Origin of the sequence: Bradyrhizobium sp. 132 (genome assembly GCF_023074185.1) — a bacterium.
Classification (GTDB): domain Bacteria; phylum Pseudomonadota; class Alphaproteobacteria; order Rhizobiales; family Xanthobacteraceae; genus Bradyrhizobium.
The window spans coordinates 71,464-91,667 of record NZ_JADPKY010000116.1 but is presented as its reverse complement, the minus strand read 5'-3'; the positions used below and the strand labels follow the sequence as shown (position 1 = coordinate 91,667).

At 65.1% G+C, this 20,204-nt stretch carries 18 protein-coding genes; 11 read left to right on the top strand and 7 right to left on the bottom strand.

Annotated features, from left to right (window positions below; all coding sequences use genetic code 11):
• The first annotated feature begins 25 nt into the window (after positions 1-25).
• The 5 genes from fliJ to IVA74_RS24940 all read left to right on the top strand — a co-directional run bounded on the left by fliJ (position 26) and on the right by IVA74_RS24940 (position 4,779).
• Positions 26-445, top strand: coding sequence for a flagellar export protein FliJ (gene fliJ, locus IVA74_RS24960; RefSeq protein ID WP_007606301.1), 420 nt, complete (start codon positions 26-28; stop codon positions 443-445).
• Positions 446-625: 180 nt separating this feature from the next.
• Positions 626-1,171: a sigma-70 family RNA polymerase sigma factor gene (locus IVA74_RS24955; protein ID WP_247348965.1), complete on the top strand. Its 546-nt coding sequence runs from the start codon at positions 626-628 to the stop codon at positions 1,169-1,171.
• Between the two features lie 66 nt (positions 1,172-1,237).
• Positions 1,238-2,302, top strand: a complete 1,065-nt coding sequence (locus IVA74_RS24950) for an anti-sigma factor (RefSeq protein WP_247348964.1) — start codon at positions 1,238-1,240, stop codon at positions 2,300-2,302.
• Between the two features lie 155 nt (positions 2,303-2,457).
• Positions 2,458-3,417, top strand: coding sequence for an AraC family transcriptional regulator (locus tag IVA74_RS24945; protein ID WP_247348963.1), 960 nt, complete (start codon positions 2,458-2,460; stop codon positions 3,415-3,417).
• A 141-nt stretch (positions 3,418-3,558) separates the two neighbouring features.
• The gene (locus IVA74_RS24940) at positions 3,559-4,779 is read left to right on the top strand and encodes an NAD(P)/FAD-dependent oxidoreductase (RefSeq protein WP_247348962.1); all 1,221 of its coding nucleotides are present in this window, start codon (positions 3,559-3,561) and stop codon (positions 4,777-4,779) included.
• 985 nt (positions 4,780-5,764) lie between these two features.
• Here the strand turns inward: IVA74_RS24940 and IVA74_RS24935 are convergent.
• Positions 5,765-5,965: a hypothetical protein gene (locus IVA74_RS24935; protein WP_247348961.1), complete on the bottom strand. Its 201-nt coding sequence runs from the start codon at positions 5,963-5,965 to the stop codon at positions 5,765-5,767.
• A 294-nt stretch (positions 5,966-6,259) separates the two neighbouring features.
• Entirely contained in the window at positions 6,260-8,401 is a 2,142-nt protein-coding gene (gene flhA, locus IVA74_RS24930; RefSeq protein WP_247348960.1) for a flagellar biosynthesis protein FlhA, read from the bottom strand.
• A gap of 658 nt (positions 8,402-9,059) precedes the next feature.
• Here flhA and IVA74_RS24925 point away from each other — a divergent pair.
• Positions 9,060-10,247, top strand: a complete 1,188-nt coding sequence (locus IVA74_RS24925) for an MFS transporter (RefSeq protein ID WP_247348959.1) — start codon at positions 9,060-9,062, stop codon at positions 10,245-10,247.
• Here IVA74_RS24925 and IVA74_RS24920 read toward each other — a convergent pair.
• The gene (locus tag IVA74_RS24920) at positions 10,244-10,651 is read right to left on the bottom strand and encodes a DUF4864 domain-containing protein (protein WP_247348958.1); all 408 of its coding nucleotides are present in this window, start codon (positions 10,649-10,651) and stop codon (positions 10,244-10,246) included. The two genes, IVA74_RS24925 and IVA74_RS24920, sit on opposite strands and share 4 nt — an antisense overlap.
• 52 nt (positions 10,652-10,703) lie before the next feature.
• On the bottom strand, positions 10,704-11,342 hold the full coding sequence (locus IVA74_RS24915) for a TetR/AcrR family transcriptional regulator (RefSeq protein WP_247348975.1): 639 nt from the start codon (positions 11,340-11,342) through the stop codon (positions 10,704-10,706).
• A gap of 240 nt (positions 11,343-11,582) precedes the next feature.
• On the opposite strand from IVA74_RS24915, the gene IVA74_RS24910 reads away from it, so the two are divergent.
• Genes IVA74_RS24910 through IVA74_RS24900 form a run of 3 tightly spaced genes read left to right on the top strand, consistent with a single transcriptional unit; the run spans position 11,583 to position 15,400 of the window.
• A complete protein-coding gene (locus IVA74_RS24910) occupies positions 11,583-12,104 on the top strand; it encodes a (2Fe-2S)-binding protein (protein WP_247348956.1) in 522 nt (173 codons plus the stop codon).
• Positions 12,091-13,152 (top strand): xanthine dehydrogenase family protein subunit M, encoded by a 1,062-nt coding sequence (locus tag IVA74_RS24905; RefSeq protein ID WP_247348955.1) that lies wholly within the window; start codon positions 12,091-12,093, stop codon positions 13,150-13,152. Before IVA74_RS24910 ends, IVA74_RS24905 begins: the two co-directional genes overlap by 14 nt.
• A complete protein-coding gene (locus tag IVA74_RS24900) occupies positions 13,139-15,400 on the top strand; it encodes a xanthine dehydrogenase family protein molybdopterin-binding subunit (protein WP_247348954.1) in 2,262 nt (753 codons plus the stop codon). Before IVA74_RS24905 ends, IVA74_RS24900 begins: the two co-directional genes overlap by 14 nt.
• 38 nt (positions 15,401-15,438) lie before the next feature.
• Here IVA74_RS24900 and IVA74_RS24895 read toward each other — a convergent pair whose 3' ends face one another.
• Positions 15,439-15,591 carry a hypothetical protein gene (locus tag IVA74_RS24895; RefSeq protein WP_247348953.1) on the bottom strand — a complete coding sequence of 51 codons (153 nt, stop codon included), beginning with the start codon at positions 15,589-15,591 and terminating at the stop codon, positions 15,439-15,441.
• Positions 15,592-15,731: 140 nt separating this feature from the next.
• Positions 15,732-16,280 (bottom strand): cupin domain-containing protein, encoded by a 549-nt coding sequence (locus IVA74_RS24890; protein WP_247348952.1) that lies wholly within the window; start codon positions 16,278-16,280, stop codon positions 15,732-15,734.
• Positions 16,281-16,441: 161 nt separating this feature from the next.
• Between IVA74_RS24890 and IVA74_RS24885 the strand changes: the two genes are divergently transcribed.
• Both IVA74_RS24885 and IVA74_RS24880 read left to right on the top strand, forming a co-directional pair.
• Entirely contained in the window at positions 16,442-17,770 is a 1,329-nt protein-coding gene (locus IVA74_RS24885) for an aspartate aminotransferase family protein (protein ID WP_247348951.1), read from the top strand.
• Between the two features lie 70 nt (positions 17,771-17,840).
• On the top strand, positions 17,841-19,106 hold the full coding sequence (locus tag IVA74_RS24880) for a D-amino acid dehydrogenase (RefSeq protein WP_247348950.1): 1,266 nt from the start codon (positions 17,841-17,843) through the stop codon (positions 19,104-19,106).
• 271 nt (positions 19,107-19,377) lie between these two features.
• On the opposite strand, the gene IVA74_RS24875 is transcribed toward IVA74_RS24880, so the two are convergent.
• Entirely contained in the window at positions 19,378-20,034 is a 657-nt protein-coding gene (locus tag IVA74_RS24875; protein ID WP_247348949.1) for an XRE family transcriptional regulator, read from the bottom strand.
• Positions 20,035-20,204: the final 170 nt, after the last annotated feature.

The window sequence follows — 20,204 nt, the reverse complement described above, 5'->3', positions numbered from 1 at the left end:
AGGGACTTCTGGGGAGTACGAGTCGATGAAGTCACGTGATACCCTCATTCGCCTGAAGAAATTTCAGGTCGACGAGAAGCGCCGCCGGGTCACCCAGATCGAGACCATGATTGCCGACTTCCAGCGGATGTCGACCGATCTCGAACGCGAGATCTCGACCGAGCAGGAGCGTGCCGGGATCAACGATCCCTCGCACTTCGCCTATCCGACCTATGCCAAGGCGGCGATCCAGCGCCGCGAGAACCTGACCCGTTCGGCCGACGAGCTGAAGGGCCAGCTCGACGAAGCCAAGGCCGCGCTGGCCGAAGCCTTCGAGGAACTGAAGAAGGTCGAGCTCCTCGACGAGCGGGACCAGGCCCGCGAACGCGCCGAGGAAAACGCCCGCGAGCAGGCCGACCTCGACAGCATCGGCCTGATGCGTGCCCGCATGGGCGCCGTTGCCTGAGGCGCTAGCCGCCAGACCTGCGAGAATTTTGCAGAACCCGGACCCGCAAGGGCCGGGTTTTCGCATGTGCTGTCCACAGCGCGGCGACGCGCCCCCTTGGTGGTCGGCTTTGTCGCGCGCTATGGTGGCGGAGTGCCAGAGCCTGCGCGGAACGCGACGGGCCGCGCATTGGGGGGCTGAATGCTGACGCCAGCAGAGCTGGTCGGGCTGATTGGGGCGGTAGCGCAGGGCGATCAGGCCGCGTTCGAACGCCTCTACGTCGCCACGCGCGCGAAACTCTTTGGCGTCGTGCTCCGTATCTTACGCCGACAGGATATCGCAGAGGAGGTCATTCAGGAGACCTACGTCAAGATCTGGAACAGCGCCGGCCAGTTCAATCCCGCTCTTTCGTCGCCGATTACGTGGATGGCGTCGATCGCGCGCAACCGCGCCATCGACATCGTGCGCAAGAAGACGGAAGTCTCCATCGAGGAAGAGCCGCAGGCGATGGAAGTCGCAGGCGACAGCCCCGATCCGCTGGCGCGGAGGGAGATGACCGAGGAATTGAAGCGGCTCCTGGAATGTATCGGCCGGCTCGAGCCGGACCGTCAGAGGCTCGTGCTTCTCGCCTATTACAACGGCTGGAGCCGCGAGCAATTGGCGGAGAAATTCGCGGTGCCCGTCAACACGGTGAAGACGTGGCTCCGCCGCAGCATGTTGGATATTCGCGCATGTCTTGGACTATGAGGCTTGGGCTATGAGGGCTTGGGCTATGAGAGCTCATACTGTGAGGGTGGGTCTGGACCGCAAGTGATGGCCTATACGGAGGACCATATCGCGCTCGCCGCGGAATATGCGCTCGGTACGCTCGACGCCGACGAGCGCGCGCAGGTCGAGACCATGATGGCGGTGGACAAGGCGTTCGCCGAGATCGTGCAGGCGTGGGCGTACCGGATCGGCGTGCTCAACCAGATGGTCGGCTCGATCGAGCCGCGTCCGATCGTGTGGGAGAACATCAGGTCCGAGCTCGCGCGGACGGACTTTGCGCAGGAGCCGCCGGCGTTGCAGGACGTCGCGCCGCCGCTACCGCCATCTGTGCCGGAACTTTCCTCGCTCGACACCGTGTCTCCGGAGCTGCCGTCGCAGGATATGCAACAACCGGGGCCGCAGCCTCCCGAAGCGGAGCAGGGCGAAACGGCGCGCTCCGAGCGCGATGCGATTCCCGACGTCGTGCCGATATTCATGCCGCAGGTCCATGCGCCAGACCCGCAGGTCGCGCGTGTGCCGCCGGCGCCGGTCGCCGACAACAGCAATGTGATTCGGCTCGAGGGCCGTGTGAAGCGCTGGCGCACCATCGCATCCGCCGTCGGTGCACTCGCGGCCGCGCTGCTCGTGACGCTGTCGCTTCAGATATTCCGGCCCGAGGCGCTGCCGGGCGGCTTGCGTCCGCCCGTGCGCATCCAGACGGTCGAGGTGAAGACACCGGCGTCGCTTCCGCCTTCGTCGCAATACGTCGCGCTGTTGCAGGGCCAGGGCGGCGGTCCCGCCTTCATCCTCACCATCGACGGTGCGTCCAGGAATTTTACCGTGCGCAAGGTCGGCGCGACGCCGGAGCCCGGCAAGAGTTTCGAGCTCTGGCTGATCTCCGACAGGCTGCCGGGCCCGCGCTCGCTGGGCGTGATCGGCGCAGGCGATTTCACCGCACGACCGGTGCTCGGTTCGTACGATGCCGACGTCGTCAACGGCGCGACCTACGCCGTCACTGTCGAGCAGACGGGCGGCTCGCCCAACGGGCAGCCGACCTCGGCGCCGGTATTTTCCGGCAAGCTGATCGAGACCGTGCCGCCGTCCCAGCCGCAGGCGCCCGCGAAGAAGTAGACGCGCTGTCGCCACGGTCCGTTCCGCCGTCGCATCCCGACAAGTCCCGCCGAATCCGCCCCCGATTTGAACCTCTGCGCATTTCGCCGCGTCAAATGCCCGGAATTTGCAGTCGGCGCCGCCGATCATGGTGCCGGAGAGGGGCGAGAAATCAGATGGATGCAGCGAAAACGTCGGGCATCTTCGTTCACCAATATGCAGGGCTGCCACACGGCCCGGCCTTCGAACATTGGCGCGAGCGGACCTTCGGTTGCTGCGGCCTGGATATCGGGCCGAGCCGGGGCGACAGCATCGATTGCCGGCTCCAGGTCAGCATGGTCGATAATATCGCGCTCGCCATTCCCGAAGGTGCCTCCGCGCAATATTCACGCACCCAGAGCCACCTTGCCGACGGCAGCGACGATCTCGTCCTGATCGCGGGCCATGCGGGCCTCGTCCGCGTCGGGCAGAACGGCCATGCCGTGGAGCTTGCACCCGCGCAGATGGTGCTCGTCGACATGGGCATCACCGGCACCGTCGGCCATAGCGACGAAGATCGCTTCACCACCATCCGCATGCCGCGTCGCGCCCTGCTCGAGATCAATCCGCGCGCCGAGGACAAGCTGTCGCAAGTGCTCTCGGACGGCGCGGTCGCCGAGACGATCTTCCGCTACCATTCCCTTGCCGCCCATCAGGCGCCGCATCTCGATGCCGTCGGCCAGCGCCTCACCGCGCAGCACATGGTCGATCTCGTCGGCCTCCTGCTCGGCACCGACGCCGAACATGCAAGTCTCGCGCGCGGCCGCGGGCAGGCGGCGGCCCGCCTCGATCTCATGCGCGCCGACGTGATGGCTGCGCTTGGCCGCAACGATCTCTGCCTGTCCGAGATCGCCACGCGCTCCGGCCTGAGCCCGCGCCAGGCACAGCGCCTGTTCGAGCAGGCCGGAACGACCTTTACCGAATTCGTGCTGGAGCAGCGCCTGCTGCAAGCGCGCAAGCTGCTCGGCGATCCTCGCGCCAGGGCCCGCAAGATCAGCGACATCGCGCACTCATCAGGCTTCTCCGATCTGTCCTATTTCAACCGTGCCTTCCGCAAGCGCTTTGGCGCGACGCCGTCGGAACTGCGCGAGGCCTGAGCCGCGCTGAGAATTTGTGCTGCGCGCCGGTGCCACTGCAGTTGGTCCGCCCGGCCGGATGAGCTATACCTGTCTGAATGGTCAGACGGCTTGATCGTTCGTCGCTTCGTCGGCGCTCTCTTGGGAATGCAGTCAACGGACATGGCGCGTATTGTCGTGCTCGGCGCCGGGTTTGCAGGTCTGTGGGCGGCCATCGGTGCCGCACGCAAGCGCGACGAGATCGGTGCGGCCGGTCGTGACATCGAGATCTGTGTCGTCGATCGCAATCCCTATCACAACATCCGCGTTCGCAATTACGAGGCCGACCTCAGCGAGGTCGCGCTTCCGCTATCGCAACTGCTCGATCCGATCGGCGTCCGTCACGGGATCGGCGAGGTCGAAGCCATCGATCCGGCCCGGCGCGAGATTTCGCTGGTCACGGGTAGCGGCGACGAGACGCTGGCTTATGACCGGCTGGTGCTGGCGCTCGGCAGCGAAGTGATGCGTCCCGCCATTCCTGGCCTTGTCGAGCATGCTTTCGATGTCGACACCTATCCTGCCGCGCTCCGCCTCGAGGATCATCTCACTTCGCTCGGACGCAGCGCGCCTTCGCCGGGGCGCTCGACGGTCGTCGTGGTCGGCGCCGGCTTCACCGGCATCGAGGTCGCGGCCGAGATGCCCGACAGGCTGGCGCGCGCCGGCATCACCGGCAGCCGCCGTATCGTCCTGGTCGATCCCAATCCGGCGGTAGGCGCCACCATCGGCGCGCACGCGCGTCCCGTGATCGAGACGGCGTTGGCCTCGCTCGACGTCGAGACACGGCTCGGCGTCCGCGTCGTATCCGTCGAGGCCGCCGGCCTGCGCCTGAACTCGGGCGAGTTCATTCCGACGCGGACGGTGATCTGGTGTGCCGGGATGCGCGCGAGCCCCCTGGCGGCGAGCTTTCCGGACGCACGCGATCGCCTCGGGCGCCTTCTCGTCGATCCCCTGTTGCGGGTTGCGGATGTCGGCGGTGTGTTCGCCGCCGGCGACGTCGCCTCGAGCGTGGTCGATGGCTTGCATCCGACCGTGATGTCCTGCCAGTTCGCCCGCCCCATGGGCCGCTTTGCCGGCCACAATGTCGTCGCCGATCTCGCAGGCCTGCCGATGCTGCCGCTGCGCATCGACTGGTACGTGACCGTGCTCGATCTCGGCGGCTGGGGCGCGCTCTATACGGAAGGGTGGGACCGCGAAGTCCGTGCTATCGGCGCGGCCGCGAAGGCAACCAAACAGACCATCAACCGCAAGCGCATCTATCCGCCGCTCTCGGGGCGCAAGGACGAGCTGTTCGCCGCGGCAGCGCCGACAGTGCAGGCGCCGCCGCCGACCTATGGGGCGCGGTAGGCATCTGATCGGTGGCCGGTTAGAGCACGACGGCCGGGCACCTCCGTCATGGCCACCCCGTTACTGCATCTACAAGCCCTTGCGTTGCGCGACGGGCAAAACACGCGAGCGGTGGGTCAACGCGCGGGGTCAAAAATATTCCACTTTACCGAAATTCGGAAACGGCGTATGTGTCGTCTCACTCCGGCCCAAGGAAGAGGGGCGTATCGCGATCGTCACGAACGCGGGCCGGACGGCGGTGGACGCGGATCACACCGGCGCGAACGGCTTCGCAGGGCGGGCAACCGTGAGCGAAGGCCTCGCGCACACGACCGGTGTGATCGGCGTACGGCAAAATCGTGTGGTCCTGGCGCCCGGGGTCTGTGCGCCAAGTGTTGCGGTGATGTGGCGGCCCAACCGGGTCCGCACATCAGCCATCCGCAAGGCGACGGGGGCAATAGTGCATCGCTCCCCGGGGAGAGCACGACATAAGCCGTAAAACCGCTGCGCAGGGAAGGCCGGTTGTTTGGCTTCACCTGTATGCCGCTGTGCAATTTTCTTACGACAACTTCGCACAGTGGACCGCGGGTGCCAGCCGGCACCCGGTCTTCCCTGCGCCCTCTTTCTTGAGAGGGCAAGGCGACGAAGCAAAGCTCGGGCGAAACAAGCCGCGAGAGGGCGAAGGTGTGTCTACTGAAGAGAGGTCTCGTGCCCCGGACGCTGCGCAGCACGAAGTGATGCGCTGCAGAGCCGGGGCCCATGCATCAGCGGTTTGCGTGGCCTTCTGGGTCCCGGCTCGGCGCAGCAGCGTAAGAACGCTGCAGCGTGTCCGGGACAGGAGAGATGAATTCAGTCACGCGACGGAGGTACCTCCAGACATGAGAAAGCGCCCGTGGGGGGCGGGCGCTTTCTGTAGTCGACTTGGGGTTGGGGTCGTCTACATATCCACGTGGCGACTTTGGGGGGCTGATAAAGAGCCGCGTGAATTCCTGAAACTCAAATCTCCTTAACGAACGAGCGAAACGTTCGAGCTGGTGATAGCGACCGGCTTGCCGGCCTTCATGACGCGCGCGGTCTGGGTCAGGCCTTCGTCTGAACTCGTACGCGCCGTGATGCCGAGACCCGCCACCACGATGCCGGCAACAAGCGCGACGACCACGATCTTGAGGTGGGTCGACCGATCTGCGCTGTAAATCGAGTGGTTCATGGAAGGCTCCTGCCGCCATCTACCCGAAGTAGTCGCCTGCTTGTTTGGACAGGTTCATACTCCCGGTGCCCAACAACCTAGTATTGGGCGGATTCGTTCCCAAGAGGCGATCACAAGAGCGTGACAGGACGTGAAGATCCGCGATCAAAAGCGGTCCTTGTTCGTGCGATTTGGCAATTATTTCAAAGCGGTAATGTATCTGTCAGGTGCCTTGCCAGCCGTTCGTCGACAAGGCGCCCGAAACTGAAAAACCATTTGCCTGTGGCCAAAAAACACACGGCTTCTTAAGGCAAATCAGATGCTTCCGACTGTTTTCAACCTCGCCCGGGGGTGGATTTCGGCCTGCGACAGCACCGTCGTCTGGGCACGGAACCGCTCGACCAGGGAGCGCACGAAGGGACGAATTGCCGCAGAGGTAACCAGCACCGGGGCCTCGCCTTCGCGCGCGGCCCGCTCGAAGGCCTCGCGCACGCCGGTCATGAACTCCGACAGCTTTGAGGGCTGCATCGCGAGGCTGCGCTCTTCGCCTTGGCCGATAATGGATTCGGCAAAGGCTTGCTCCCAACGGGCCGACAGCGCAATCAGCGGCAGGTAGCCGTTGTAGGAGGTGTTCTGCGCACAGATCTGCCGTGCCAGACGGGCGCGGACGTGTTCGACCATGGTGGCGGGATTGCGCGAGAAGGCGAGCGAGTCGGCGATGCCTTCGAGGATGGTCGAGAGGTCGCGGATCGAGACGCGCTCGGCGAGCAGCAGCTGCAGCACGCGCTGGATGCCGGAGACCGTGACCTGTCCCGGCACGATGTCCTTGACCAGTTCGCCCTGCTCCTTCGGCAGCTCCTTGAGCAGCTTCTGCACCTCGCCATAGGAGAGCAGGTCCGACATGTTGGCTTTGAGCAACTCGGTGAGATGGGTCGAGAGCACGGTCGCGGCGTCGACGACAGTGTAGCCCTTGAGCGAGGCCTCCTCCTTGAGGCTGGCATCGACCCAGGTCGCGGGCAGGCCGAAGGTCGGCTCGGTGGTGTGGATGCCGGGCACCTGCACCTGGCTGCCGCCGGGGTCCATGACCATGAACTGGTTCGGCCAGATCTTGCCGGTGCCCGCGTCGACCTCCTTGATCTTGATGATGTAGGTGTTGGCTTCGAGCTGGACGTTGTCGAGGATGCGCACGGCCGGCATCACAAAGCCCATCTCGATCGCGAGCGAGCGGCGCAGCGCCTTGATCTGCTCGGTGAGGCGGTCGGTGCCGTCGGGGCCGTTGACGAGCGGCAGCAGGGCATAGCCGAGCTCGATCTTGAGGTCGTCGATCTTCAACGCCGAGGAGATCGGCTCCTCCGCCGCAGCGGAGCCCGATGCGCCCGGCGTTCCCGGCGCGGGCGCAGCCTTGGCGGCTTCGTCGGCCTTGGCGGTCGCCCGCTTGCGGTTGCGCGCGTTCCAGGCAAGTGCGCCGGCGCCGGCGCCGAGCGCCAGGAAGGGGATGGTCGGAATGCCCGGCAGCGCGGCCAGCACCAGCATGACCGCCGAGGACATTGCGAGCGCCTGCGGATAGCCGGAGAACTGCTTCATCAGCGCCTTGTCGGCGGCGCCGGAAACGCCGGCCTTGGAGACAAGCAGGCCCGCCGCGGTCGAAACGATCAGCGCCGGCACCTGGGTGACGAGGCCGTCACCGACGGTCAGCAGCGTGTAGCTGCGGCCGGCGTCGGCAAAGGAGAGGCCCTGCTGCGCCACGCCGATGATCATGCCGCCGACGACGTTGATGAAGACGATCAAGAGGCCGGCGATGGCATCGCCGCGGACGAACTTGGAGGCGCCGTCCATGGCACCGAAGAAGCCGCTCTCGTCCTCCAGCTCCTTGCGCCGCTCCTTGGCGACCTTCTCGTCGATCAGGCCGGCGGAGAGATCGGCGTCGATCGCCATCTGCTTGCCGGGCATGGCGTCAAGGTGGAAGCGGGCCGCGACTTCGGCGATACGGCCCGAACCCTTGGTGATGACGACGAAGTTGACGATGATCAGGATGGCGAACACGATGATGCCGATGACGAAATTGCCGCCCATTACGAAGCTGCCGAAGGCCTCGATGACGTGACCGGCCGCGTCCGTGCCCTCATGCCCGTGCGACAGGATCAGGCGGGTCGAGGCCATGTTGAGCGACAGCCGCAACATGGTCGAGATCAGCAGGACAGTCGGGAAGGCGGAGAATTCCAGCGGCGTCTGGATGAACAGCGACGTCATCAGGATCAGGATCGAAAGCGTGATCGAGATCGCCAGGAACAGGTCCAGCACGATCGCGGGCAGCGGCAGGATCAGCACCACCAGGATGGTGAGGACGCCGAGCGCTAGCGCGATGTCGCCGCGCCTGAGGATGTTGCCGATCTCGGCAAGGGTGGGGAAGCCGGCATTCGTGCTGCCTGCGCCCTGTCCCGCGGTGACATCGACCATGGTAGCTGCCTCTCCGCGCGACTGCCGTCCGCGCGCCCCAAACGTCTGCGCGGCGGCCGAAGGGCCGCCGTTCCGAAAGTGAGGCACCGCACTGGCGTCCACAGGGAACTCCCCGTTCTACGCGGCTGACGACACTCGACTCCACTCGGCAATTCTTGCCGGGTGTATGGTTAGCAAAGTGTTAACAGAGGGTGCGGCAGGAGGCCGGACCGGGGTATTTCGCGGCAGGTCAGGGACGAAAATCGTCATGCCCCGGGCTGGTCCGGACAAGCCCGGGCAATTCATCCCTGATCTGTCTGAAGACCAGAGGTCCGCGCGCAGATGCGCGCTCGTCCTGACGTAGCCTTACCGTGGTGATGATGCGGAGCGGGCGCGTCCTGCGCGGCGGTCTGGTGATGCGCATGTGCCCCGCATGGTCGTGCGAGGAATCGCCATGCATATGGCTCGTCTGCATCTTCTGATGCCACGCGCTGATTGCAAATTAATGGCAGCCGTGCGTTCGCCAAGCTCCTTCTTACCGCAGTGCACCGTGCATGCCCAATATCGCGCCACAATGCTTGACCCTGTGGTGATCCGCGACCATGGTCCGCCCGTGCACGCACCAAATCATTCAGGACAAACGCCTGAGACATTCAGCCCTGATTCCCGTCAGGCCTGGATGCGGCTTGTGATTGCGCTTCTGATCGGCTCGATCGGCGGCGTCGGCATGTGGGCCATCGTGGTCATGATTCCCGCGGTGCAGACCGAATTCGCCGCCACGCGCGGCGCGGTGTCGCTGGCGTTCACTCTCATGATGTTCGGCTTCGGGCTTGGCGGCGTGATCGCCGGCAAGATCACGGATCGCTTCGGCATCGTGTGGGCGATGGCGATCAGCATCGCTTTCCTCGGCGTCGCCAATGTGCTCGCGGGTCTGTCGACCCAGCTCTGGCAGTTCGTGGCGGCGTATTTCCTGATCGGGCTCGGCACCTCCGCAACCTTCGCGCCGCTGATGGCGGAGGCCTCGCACTGGTTCGAGCGCTATCGCGGCCTTGCCGTGACCATCGTTGCGAGCGGCAATTACGTCGCCGGCACGATGTGGCCGCCGATGGTGAATTGGGGCATGCAGACGATCGGCTGGCGCTACACGCATATCGGCATCGGCCTCGTCTGCGTGAGCTTGATGACCATCCTGGTGCTGGTCCTGCGCACGCAGATGGGCGACGACAAGGTGCGCAATCATGCCAATGCTCCGCCGCCGCGGGTCGATCTCAAGCTTTCGACCAACACGCTGACGGTGCTGCTCTCGATCGCCAGCATCTCCTGCTGCGTGGCGATGGCGATGCCGCAGGTGCATATCGTCGCTTATTGCGGCGATCTCGGCTACGGCGTGGCACGTGGCGCCGAGATGCTGTCGTTGATGATGGCCTGCGGCATCGTCAGCCGGATCGGCTCGGGCTTCCTTGCCGACAAGATCGGCGGCATCCCCACGTTGCTGATCGGGGCATTGGCGCAAGGCTTTGCGCTGGTGTTCTATTTGTTCTTCGACAGCCTCGCCTCTCTCTACCTGATCTCCGCGATGTTCGGCCTGTTCCAGGGCGGCATCGTACCGAGCTACGCCATCATCGTGCGCGAGGCGATGCCGGCGAGCCAGGCCGCAACGCGCGTCGGCATCGTGATCTTCGCCTCGGTGTTCGGCATGTCCTTCGGCGGCTGGGTGTCCGGGATGATCTTCGATGCCACCGGCTCCTACGCCGCAGCGTTCGCGAACGGCGTGGCGTGGAACGCGCTCAATATCGGCATCGTTCTGACGCTCCTGATCCGGTCGCGAATGAACGCGGTCAGGGCGAGACCGGGTTTCGCAACCTAAACCTCTCGCCCTGCCTTCAGCAGCGAGCAGCCGGTGATCTTGTAGCTGCCGTCGCCCTGCTGTTCGAGCGTGTAGAGCGCCTCCCAGGCTTCGCCATCGGCATCGACGATGTGAACGCGCTGCGAAATCGAATTGCCTTCGCTCTTGCTGTCGCCGAACTCAAAGCTCTTGTGCCGGTAAACCGGCGCGTAGCCGTTTTGCACCATGGACATGAAGATATCGGGCGCGGGGAATAACTCCCTGACCGCCGGTGCGGCGTAGGAATAGGCGGCTGCCGCATCGCCGCGGCCGAACGCCTGCTCCTGGGCGCGAATCACGCCCTGCGCCGTTGCGACATCGTCGGCGCGTGCCGAGACAGAGCTGAAGGCGACAATGAGACAGACGAGCAAGGCGGCGATGCGCATGACAGGCTCCGCGTTGGTATCCGGCGGTGCCGATCCTAGCACATCTGCGCAGCTATCGCTTCCGTTTCGCGACCGGCTTCGCCGCTTTGGCGGCGGGCGCCTTGGCTTTCGCGACCGGCTGCACGCGCAAGCCGTCGACGAACACGTCGAGCATCCGCAGCACCGAGGATTGCCAGCCGGGCTGGTCGTGCATGTAGCACATGCCGACGAGGGCCCGCAGCAGGTCCTCCGGACTGACGTCGCTGCGCATCTGGCCCGCCGCGACCGCGCGGTCGAGCAGCGAGCCGATTGCCTTGGTCAGACGGTCCATCGAGAAGGCAGCCAGATCCGACGAACTCTGGAACGTCAGCGCCAGCGCGGCCGACATGCCCTTTTTCGTGGCAACGAATTCGACGTTGGAGCGCAGCCAGCGCCGCAGCGCATCGACCGGGTCCTTCGCATTCTTCAACTGCTCGGCAAGCTCGCTGAGGTGTTCGACCTCGCGCCGGTACACCGCCTCGAACAAATCCTCGCGCGTCGGGAAATGGCGATAGAGCGTGCCAATGCCGACGCCGGCGCGTTTTGCGACGGCCTCCAGGCTCGCCTCGGGGCCGCCCGCATTGAACACGGCTTTCGCCGCCTCGAGCACGCGCTCGCGATTGCGCAGGGCATCGGCGCGGGGCTTCCGGGTCTGGGCGGTGTGCTCGTCCATCCACGCAATGTAGATCACGAATTGGTTAGATTGAACCCTTGGCTAGCTGCATCGCGTTGATGCGCACGGGCTTTTGACGAATTCCAAATATTTCCTGCCGGCCCTTGTTAAGCGGAGGATGCCTCCGTATCTTCGCGGAAGACGTTGGCTCGGATAATGTTCGGGCGGCGCGTATCGACGGCGGCCACGGCGGTGGCGCGCCGCGCGATCACTCATGTCCATCTCTGATCGGAGCCTTGTATGAACCACTCCATCAGCCTCACCGTGAACGGTGCGCGGCGCGAATTCGTCCTGGACGATCCGCGCGTCACGCTGCTCGATCTCCTGCGTGAGCGCCTGCATCTGACCGGAACCAAGATGGGATGCGACCGCGGCCAATGCGGCGCCTGCACCATTCTCGTCGACGGCAAGCGCATCAACTCCTGCCTCGCGCTCGCCATCAGCCATGACGGCGCCGATATTCTCACCATCGAAGGCGTCGCGCGCGGCGACCAGCTTCATCCCGTGCAGGCCGCCTTCATCGCCCATGACGGTTTTCAGTGCGGCTTCTGCACGCCCGGCCAAATCATGAGCGCCATCGGCATGATGAGCGAGGCGCAGGCCGGCAACGATCCCGAGCGCATCCGTGAATGCATGAGCGGCAATCTGTGCCGCTGCGGCGCCTATGCCGGCATCGTCGATGCCGTGCTCGACGCCCAGGCGAGTATGGACGAATCCAATCAGAGGTGCTCCGTCAGAGGTGCTCCGCATGAAGCAATTTGATTACGTCAGGCCTGCCACGGTCGCCGAGGCCGTCGCTGCCGCCGCGCAGCCGGGTGCGGCCTATCTCGCTGCCGGCACCAATCTGCTCGATCTGATGAAGGGCGGCGTCAGCCGTCCGGATCGTCTGGTCGACGTTACGCATCTCGACGGGCTCGATCAAATCGAATGCCTCGCCGACGGTGGTGTGCGCATCGGAGCACTGGTGAGCAACGCCGATCTTGCGCATGACGCCCACTTTGCAAAGTCCTACCCGGCCGTCGCCGAAGCGCTGCTCTCCGGCGCGTCAGCGCAACTGCGCAATGCCGCCACCATCGGCGGCAATCTCCTGCAACGGACGCGCTGCGCTTATTTCTACGACGCGGCCAGCCGTTGCAACAAGCGCGAGGCCGGCAGCGGCTGCGACGCGCGCGATGGCGAGAATCGCACCCACGCCGTGCTTGGCTGGAGCGAAAACTGCATCGCTACGCATCCGTCCGACTTTTGCGTACCGCTGGTCGCGCTTGACGCCGTCGTCGAGATCGAGGGCAGGAACGGGCGGCGCGAGATCGCGCTCGACGAACTGCACCGTCTGCCCGGCAATACGCCCGAGCGTGAATCCGCACTCGAGCCCGGCGACCTCATCGTCGCGGTGCGTTTGCCGGCCGCGGCCCGCGGCTTTGCCGCGCATGCACGCTATCTCAAGGTTCGCGATAGAACCTCCTACGCCTTCGCCGTCGTCTCCGCTGCGGCTGCGTTGCAGATCGAGAACGGCAAGATCGTGGAGGCGCGGCTTGCGCTCGGCGGCGTCGCCGCAAAGCCCTGGCGTGCCCGCGCCGCGGAGGACGTGCTCAGGAACGTCGCGCCAACAGCCGACGCTTTCCAGGAGACCGCATGGCGTGCGCTCACCGACGCAAAGCCGTCCGGCGACAACGCCTTCAAGATCGAGCTCGCGCGCCGCATCGTCGTGCGCGCGCTGAGCCTCGCCGCCGCCGGTACGCCCGCGCGTATCGCCGCGCTGCCGGCCTCTCCCTTTGCCTCGACGTCCGGAGCCATTCATGCCCGAGCTTAATCTCACCAGCGCGCCCGCCCATCTGCGCCACGGCTCGAATATCGGCCAGCCTCTGACCCGCCGGGACGGGGTCCTCAAGGTCAGGGGCCAGGCAACCTACGCTGCCGATAATCATCCGCCCGGCATGCTGTTTGCGGTGATGGCCGTCGCCAGCATCGCGCGCGGCCGTGTGACCTCGCTCGATGTCGCCGCTGCCAGGCGCCATCCCGGCGTGGTTGATGTCATGACATCAGACCACAAGCCTGAGCTCGCGATCGACCCCGAGATCAAGACCAATCCATTCGTATTCCGGATGGAGGTGTTGCAGAGCAATGAGGTCCGCTACGCCAACCAGCCCATCGCCGTCGTGATCGCCGAGACGCTGGAAGCGGCCACGGAAGGCGCGGCGTTGCTGGCGCCGCGCTATGAGACGCTGCCCGCGCTCGTGGGACTCGACGCCGGCGAAAGTTTCGTGCCGCCGGTTGTGGGCGTGGGCAATCCGACCGAAAATCACCGCGGCGATGTCGAGGCCGGCCTTGCCGCCGCCGAGAAGCAGATCGACGCGATTTACGAGACGCCGCCGCAATATCACAACGCGATGGAGCCGCATGCGATCGTGGCAAGCTGGAATGGCGACAGTCTGCAGATCGACATGCCGACCCAGGGTCTCATGCTGTCCCTTGCGCGTGTTGCCGAGTTGTTCGGCATCGCGCACGACAAGATCCACATCCGCAGCCCGTTCCTCGGCGGCGGCTTCGGCTCGAAGGGGCTCATGGCTGGTCCTCCGGTCCTCGGCATCATGGCGGCAAAGCTCGTCGGCAAACCGGTCAAGCTGGTGCTGCGCCGCGAGCAGATGTACGGCCCGGTCGGTCATCGCGCGCCGACGCGGCAGCGGCTGCGCATCGGCGCCGACGGCGAGGGGCGCCTGACCGCGCTCGATCACCATGCGAGGACCGTGTCGAGCACGTTCGACGATTTTTACGAGCCCGCAGCGGATGCCTCGCACACGCTCTATGCAGCGCCTGCAATCCGCACCTCGCACGACGCCGTGCGCGTCAACACAGGCACGCCGCTATTCATGCGCGCGCCCGGCGAGGCGACCGGATCGATCGCGCTGGAGAGCGCGATCGACGAGATGGCTTGGGCCTGCGGCATCGATCCGCTCGCCTTCCGCCTGAAGAATTATGCCGAGGTCGAGCCGATCACCGGCAAGCCGTTCTCGTCCAAGGCGCTGCGCGCCTGTTACGAGCAGGGCGCGGCGCGGTTCGGCTGGGCGAAGCGACCGCTTCAGCCGCGGCAGATGCGCGACGACGATGGCCTTCTGGTCGGCTGGGGCATGGGCACCGCGACCTTCCCGGCGCTGATGTTCCAGGCCGAGGCACGTGCGGTTCTTCGCCGCGACGGCTCCGGCGCGATGGAGATCGGCGCGCATGATATGGGGCAGGGGGCCTGGACGGCGCTTGCGCAAATCGCGGCCGACGAACTTGGGCTTGATATCGACCGCGTCGAGTTCAAGGCGGGTTCATCCGATCTGCCCGATGCCGGCATTGCCGGTGGCTCCGCGCATACGGCGACCGCAGGTGCCGCAATCCATAGCGCGGGCGCGGCCGTGATCGCAAAGCTCGCCGATCTCGCCGCCAACGATGAGCGCTCGCCGCTGTTCGGTGCCGGCAATGCCGGCGTGATCGCGCGCGATGGCAGGCTGATCCGACGCGACGACGAAAGCCGCGGCGAGGGCTATTCCGAGATTCTCGCGCGCGCCGACGTTGCCGAGGTCGAGGCGCGCGGCACCGGCGCGCCGAATCCGGCGGCGATGGAGGAGTATGCGATGCACGCCCATGGCGCCGTGTTCGCGGAGGTGAAAGTCGATCCCGAACTCGGCCAAGTCCGCGTCACCCGCATGGTCGGCGCCTTCGCCGCGGGGCGTATCGTCAATCCGCGCATGGTGCAGAGCCAGCTGTTCGGCGGCATGATCTGGGGCATGTCGTTCGCGCTGCACGAGGAGGCCATCACCGACCGCCGCAGCGGCCGGGTCATGAATGCCAATCTCGGCGAGTACCACATCCCGGTGAATGCCGACGTGCCGCCGCTCGACGCGATCATGGTCGAGGAGCACGATCCGCATGTGAACGCGCTCGGCATCAAGGGCGTCGGCGAGATCGGCATCACGGGCAGCGCAGGCGCGGTCGCCAACGCGGTCTGGCACGCGACCGGCGTGCGTGTGCGTCGTTTCCCGATCCGGATCGAGGAGCTGCTGACGAAGCTCTGAGGCCGCGGGCGGGCGAGGCCGTCTCGTTCCGCCGCGTGCTAGTGCAGCCTCTTGCGAAGAGCCTTGAGCGCTTCTCGCTGCGACTCGATGTAGTTCGCGATGGCCTTGCGCAGCTCCTCCGAATGGAGCTTGTCGCTATCGCGCTGCACTTCATCGAGTGCAGCCTCTGCATTTGCGAGCGTGATCTTCATAGCGAGCCCTGTTACGAAGCGGCTCCGGAAAGCGGAGGCTGCTTGGCTATGGCTCGAAACATATAGAGGATCAGGCTGCGGAAATTGAGATGGCTCAAGCTCCGTAAGATACCGGTGGCTCCGTAGGATCGCGGATAGCTTCAAAACGTCGGCGGTGTGCAGGCCGAGATCACTTCGCACGGTTTGCCGCCGACGCAGCGAAAACGATGCGGACGACGGCTCTCGAAATAATAGGCATCGCCGGGGTTGAGGATGCGCCGCTCGTCCTCGACGGTGACTTCGAGCTTTCCGGAGATCACGATGCCGCCTTCCTCGCCGTCATGGACGAGATGGACGCGCCCGGTGTCGCCGCCAGGCTCGTAGCGCTCCTTCAGGATCTGAAGGCTGCGGCCGAACAGATTGTCGCCGATCTGGCGATAAGAGATCGGCTTCTTGCCGACCTCGGTCAGCTCTTCCGAGCGATAGAAGATCTTGCGCCGGCTCTCCGGCTCCAGCGCAAAGAATTCGGCGAGCCCCATCGGAATGCCGTCGAGGATGCGCTTGAGCGCCCCCACGGACGGGTTCATCTGGTTGGACTCGATCAGCGAGATCGTCGAATTGGTGACGCCCGCACGCTTGGCGAGCTCGCGCTGCGACAGCTTCTGGCGCGCCCGGATAAATCGCAGCCGTCCACCGATATCGACGCTCATGTCCTGGTCCTTGCCCTGGTCCCGTGTTGCAGGTGTTGCGGATCGCGCAAATATGGCCCGGCAGCCCCAGTCAAATCAATGGTTTACAGGTCATCAGAAAAGGACTTGTTGCGCTTTTAAAGCCGTGGCTCTGGTAGCATGTCAGCAAAGGAGCGTGGCCCGTGACCCTTCATCAGATTCCGAACACCATCAAGACCGACTCGTTCTGGATGCCGTTCACGGCCAACCGGCAGTTCAAGAAGGCGCCGCGCCTGTTTTCCTCGGCCGAGGGCATGCACTACACCACCGTCGACGGCCGCAAGGTGATCGACGCTTCCGCCGGCCTCTGGTGCGTCAATGCCGGCCATGGCCGCAAGCAGATCGCCGCCGCGGTCGAGCGGCAGCTGATGACGCTGGACTTCGCGCCGTCGTTCCAGATGGGCCACCCGCTGGCGTTCGATTTCGCCGAACGCCTCGCCGAGATCGCGCCCAAGGGCCTCGACCGCATCTTCTTCACCAATTCCGGCTCCGAGTCGGTCGACACCGCGCTGAAGATCGCGCTCGCCTATCACCGGGCTAACGGTCAGGCGAGCCGCACCCGCCTGATCGGCCGTGAGCGCGGCTATCACGGCGTCGGCTTCGGCGGCACCTCGGTCGGCGGCATGGTCGCCAACCGCCGCGCCTTCGCAACCCTGCTGCCGGGCGTCGACCACATCCGCCACACCCACGATCTCACCCGCAACGCTTTCGCCAAGGACCAGCCGGAACACGGCGCCGAGCTCGCCGACGATCTCGAACGTCTGGTGGCCTTGCACGGAGCCGAGACCATCGCCGCCGTCATCGTCGAGCCGGTCCCGGGCTCGACCGCGGTGCTGCCGCCGCCGAAGGGCTATCTCCAGCGCCTGCGCGAGATCTGCGACAAGCACGGCATCCTCCTGATCTTCGACGAGGTCATCACCGGCTTCGGCCGCCTCGGCACCCCGTTCGCAGCCAACTTCTTCGGCGTCACGCCTGATATGATGACGACCGCCAAGGGCATCACCAACGGCACCGTTCCCTGCGGCGCGGTGTTCGCAAGCCGCAAGGTGCATGACGGCCTGATGGTCGGCCCGGAGAACGCGATGGAGCTGTTCCACGGCTACACTTATTCGGCGCATCCGGTCGCCTGCGCCGCGGGTATCGCCACGCTCGACATCTACAAGGACGAAGGCCTGCTGACGCGCGGCGCGTCGATCGCCGAATACTGGCGCGATGCGCTGCATTCGCTGAAGGGCCTGCCCAACGTCGTCGACATCCGCAATTGCGGCCTGATGGGCGCGGTCGAGCTGTCGTCGCGTGACGGCACCGTCGGTGCGCGTGGCTACGATGTCATGGTCGACTGCTTCAATCGCGGGCTGTACTTCCGCATGAGCGGCGACTCCTTTGCGCTGTCGCCGCCGCTGATCGTCGAGAAGAGCCACATCGACGATATCGTCTCGATCCTTGGCGACGCCATCAAGCGGGTGGCCTGATAATTGCTCTCGCCGTTGCGGAGTGTCCTCTTGCAGCGGCGAGCGTAATGCCGCGGGAGTTTGACGAAGCGTGAAAGTTTTGATCCTCGGCAGCGGTGTCATCGGTGTCACCTCTGCCTACTACCTCGCGCGTGCCGGTCATGAGGTAACGGTCGTCGACCGTCAGCCAGAGCCGGCGCTCGAGACCTCCTTTGCCAACGCCGGCGAAGTGTCGCCCGGCTATTCGTCGCCGTGGGCCGGCCCCGGCGTACCGGTGAAGGCAGTCAAATGGCTGCTGATGAAGCACGGCCCGCTGGTGATCCGGCCGAAGCTCGACCCCGTGATGTGGGTCTGGCTGCTTAAAATGCTGCGCAATTGCACCAGCGAGCGCTATGCGATCAACAAGAGCCGGATGATCCCGATCGCGGAGTACAGCCGCGATTGCCTGCGCGACCTGCGCCGCGACATCGGCATCCAGTATGACGAGCGCTCGCAGGGCACGCTGCAGCTGTTCCGCTATCAGGCTCAGCTCGACGGCACTGGCGAGGACATCGCCGTGCTCAAGCAATATGGCGTGCCTTACGAGGTGCTGAGCCGCGAGGGCTGCGTCGCGGTTGAGCCGGCTCTGGCGGGCGTGAAGGAGAAGTTCGCCGGTGGACTTCGCTTGCCGCAGGACGAGACCGGCGACTGCCACATGTTCGCGCAGGCGCTGGCCAAGCATGCCGAAGCGCTCGGCGTGCGCTTCATGTTCAACACCGGCGTCGATCGTATCGTCACCGACGGCGCGCGCGTCAGCGGTGTCGCGACCAGCGCCGGATTGTTGCAGGCAGATAGCTATGTCCTCGCGCTCGGAAGCTGGTCGTCGCGTCTGGTCGCGCCGCTCGGCATCTCGCTGCCGGTCTATCCGGTGAAGGGCTATTCGATCACGGTGCCGATCAAGGACGCCTCCGGCGCACCGGAATCGACCGTAATGGACGAGAGCTACAAAGTGGCCATCACCCGCCTCGGCAATCGCATCCGCGTCGGCGGCACCGCCGAAATCTCCGGCTTCTCGAGCCAGCTCTATGATGCGCGGCGCGCCACGCTCGATCATTCGCTGACCGATCTGTTCCCGCGCGGCGGCGATCTCTCCAAGGCGACGTTCTGGAGCGGTCTGCGGCCGATGACACCGGACGGCCCGCCTGTGATCGGGGCAACGCAATACGCCAACCTCCATCTCAACACGGGCCACGGCACGCTCGGCTGGACCATGTCCTGCGGCTCCGGCCGCGTGCTCGCGGACATGCTGTCGGGCAAGAAGCCGGACGTCGATGTCAGCGCGTTGACGGTGGATCGATACAAATATCGGTTCGGCTAGAGCTTATCCTCTCGTCATTGCGAGGGGCGAAGCGACGAAGCAATCCAGAGTGTCTCCGCGGTGAGAGTCTGGATTGCTTCGCTTCGCTCGCAATGACGGCGTGGAAGCTCCGCGTATTCCATCCATCACCGTCACCCTGAGGTGGCCGCTTCTTCGGCGGCCCTCGAAGGGCGACGGCCCGGCTCTATCGGGGCTGTGCATCCTTCGAGGCTCGCTTTGCTCGCACCTCAGGATGACGGGACTGAGATCGTGCTCGCGGAGCGAAAAGAAACTACCCCGCCCCCGTCACGCAATTCACCCACAGCACCACGGCTTTCGCATCCTCAGCCGGATTTGAAAACCGGTGCGGCCGCCGGCTCGCGAATCTAAAACTGTCGCCCGTCTTCAGCGACCATGTCTCGCTGTCCACCGTCAGCATCATCTCGCCTTCGAGCACGAGGCCGGCTTCCTCGCCGTCATGGGCGTAGAGCTCATCACCAGTGGAGCCGCCGGGCTCCAGATGCACCAGGAACAGATTGAGCCGGTTGTCGGCACTGGCCGGACTCAGCAATTGCTTCGACACGCCGGTGCGCCAGAGTTTCAGTTCGGGTCGCTGAAGCCCGCGCGTGACGATTTGGTTGGATGCACCGTCGGCGTTCGGGCTCGCGCCGAACAGCGCCGCGATGCCGACGCCGAGCACGTCGGAAAGCGTCGCCAGCACGCGCAGCGACGGCGACGACAAGCCGCGTTCGATCTGGCTGAGGAAGCCGATCGACAGGTCCGTGCGCGAAGCGACCGTCTCGAGCGAGAATTGCCGGATGCGCCTGAGATCGCGAATACGACGCCCGACCGCAACGTCCATCGCCGGCTCGGCCGCTTTGGCGATAGCCTTGGTGTTGGCTTTGGCCTTCACCTTCTTTGCCGGCTTTGCGGCGGCCGGTCTGCGCATTCTTTTGCCACCGCTCACGTCAAACCGCTTCCTTCATATGCATGAAAACCGCTTGCATCGGTCGTGAAAGTGTGACCAAATTTTCATATTGGTGAAAATAGGCCGAAACGGCTTGGCCCGCAACGTCTGAGATTATGACACGCGCGAGCGCCGCCATCGGCCGGACCCAA

Coding starts and splice junctions, on each gene's coding strand:
- IVA74_RS24875 (WP_247348949.1), bottom strand. CDS start 20,034: ATGCGCAGACCGGCCGCCGCAAAGCCGGCAAAGAAGGTGAAGGCCAAA.
- fliJ (WP_007606301.1), top strand. CDS start 26: ATGAAGTCACGTGATACCCTCATTCGCCTGAAGAAATTTCAGGTCGAC.
- IVA74_RS24895 (WP_247348953.1), bottom strand. CDS start 15,591: ATGAAGATCACGCTCGCAAATGCAGAGGCTGCACTCGATGAAGTGCAG.
- IVA74_RS24940 (WP_247348962.1), top strand. CDS start 3,559: ATGGCGCGTATTGTCGTGCTCGGCGCCGGGTTTGCAGGTCTGTGGGCG.
- IVA74_RS24920 (WP_247348958.1), bottom strand. CDS start 10,651: ATGCGCATCGCCGCCTTGCTCGTCTGTCTCATTGTCGCCTTCAGCTCT.
- IVA74_RS24925 (WP_247348959.1), top strand. CDS start 9,060: ATGCGGCTTGTGATTGCGCTTCTGATCGGCTCGATCGGCGGCGTCGGC.
- IVA74_RS24950 (WP_247348964.1), top strand. CDS start 1,238: ATGGCCTATACGGAGGACCATATCGCGCTCGCCGCGGAATATGCGCTC.
- IVA74_RS24935 (WP_247348961.1), bottom strand. CDS start 5,965: ATGAACCACTCGATTTACAGCGCAGATCGGTCGACCCACCTCAAGATC.
- IVA74_RS24945 (WP_247348963.1), top strand. CDS start 2,458: ATGGATGCAGCGAAAACGTCGGGCATCTTCGTTCACCAATATGCAGGG.
- IVA74_RS24955 (WP_247348965.1), top strand. CDS start 626: ATGCTGACGCCAGCAGAGCTGGTCGGGCTGATTGGGGCGGTAGCGCAG.
- IVA74_RS24905 (WP_247348955.1), top strand. CDS start 12,091: ATGAAGCAATTTGATTACGTCAGGCCTGCCACGGTCGCCGAGGCCGTC.
- IVA74_RS24910 (WP_247348956.1), top strand. CDS start 11,583: ATGAACCACTCCATCAGCCTCACCGTGAACGGTGCGCGGCGCGAATTC.
- IVA74_RS24915 (WP_247348975.1), bottom strand. CDS start 11,342: ATGGACGAGCACACCGCCCAGACCCGGAAGCCCCGCGCCGATGCCCTG.
- IVA74_RS24890 (WP_247348952.1), bottom strand. CDS start 16,280: ATGAGCGTCGATATCGGTGGACGGCTGCGATTTATCCGGGCGCGCCAG.
- flhA (WP_247348960.1), bottom strand. CDS start 8,401: ATGGTCGATGTCACCGCGGGACAGGGCGCAGGCAGCACGAATGCCGGC.
- IVA74_RS24900 (WP_247348954.1), top strand. CDS start 13,139: ATGCCCGAGCTTAATCTCACCAGCGCGCCCGCCCATCTGCGCCACGGC.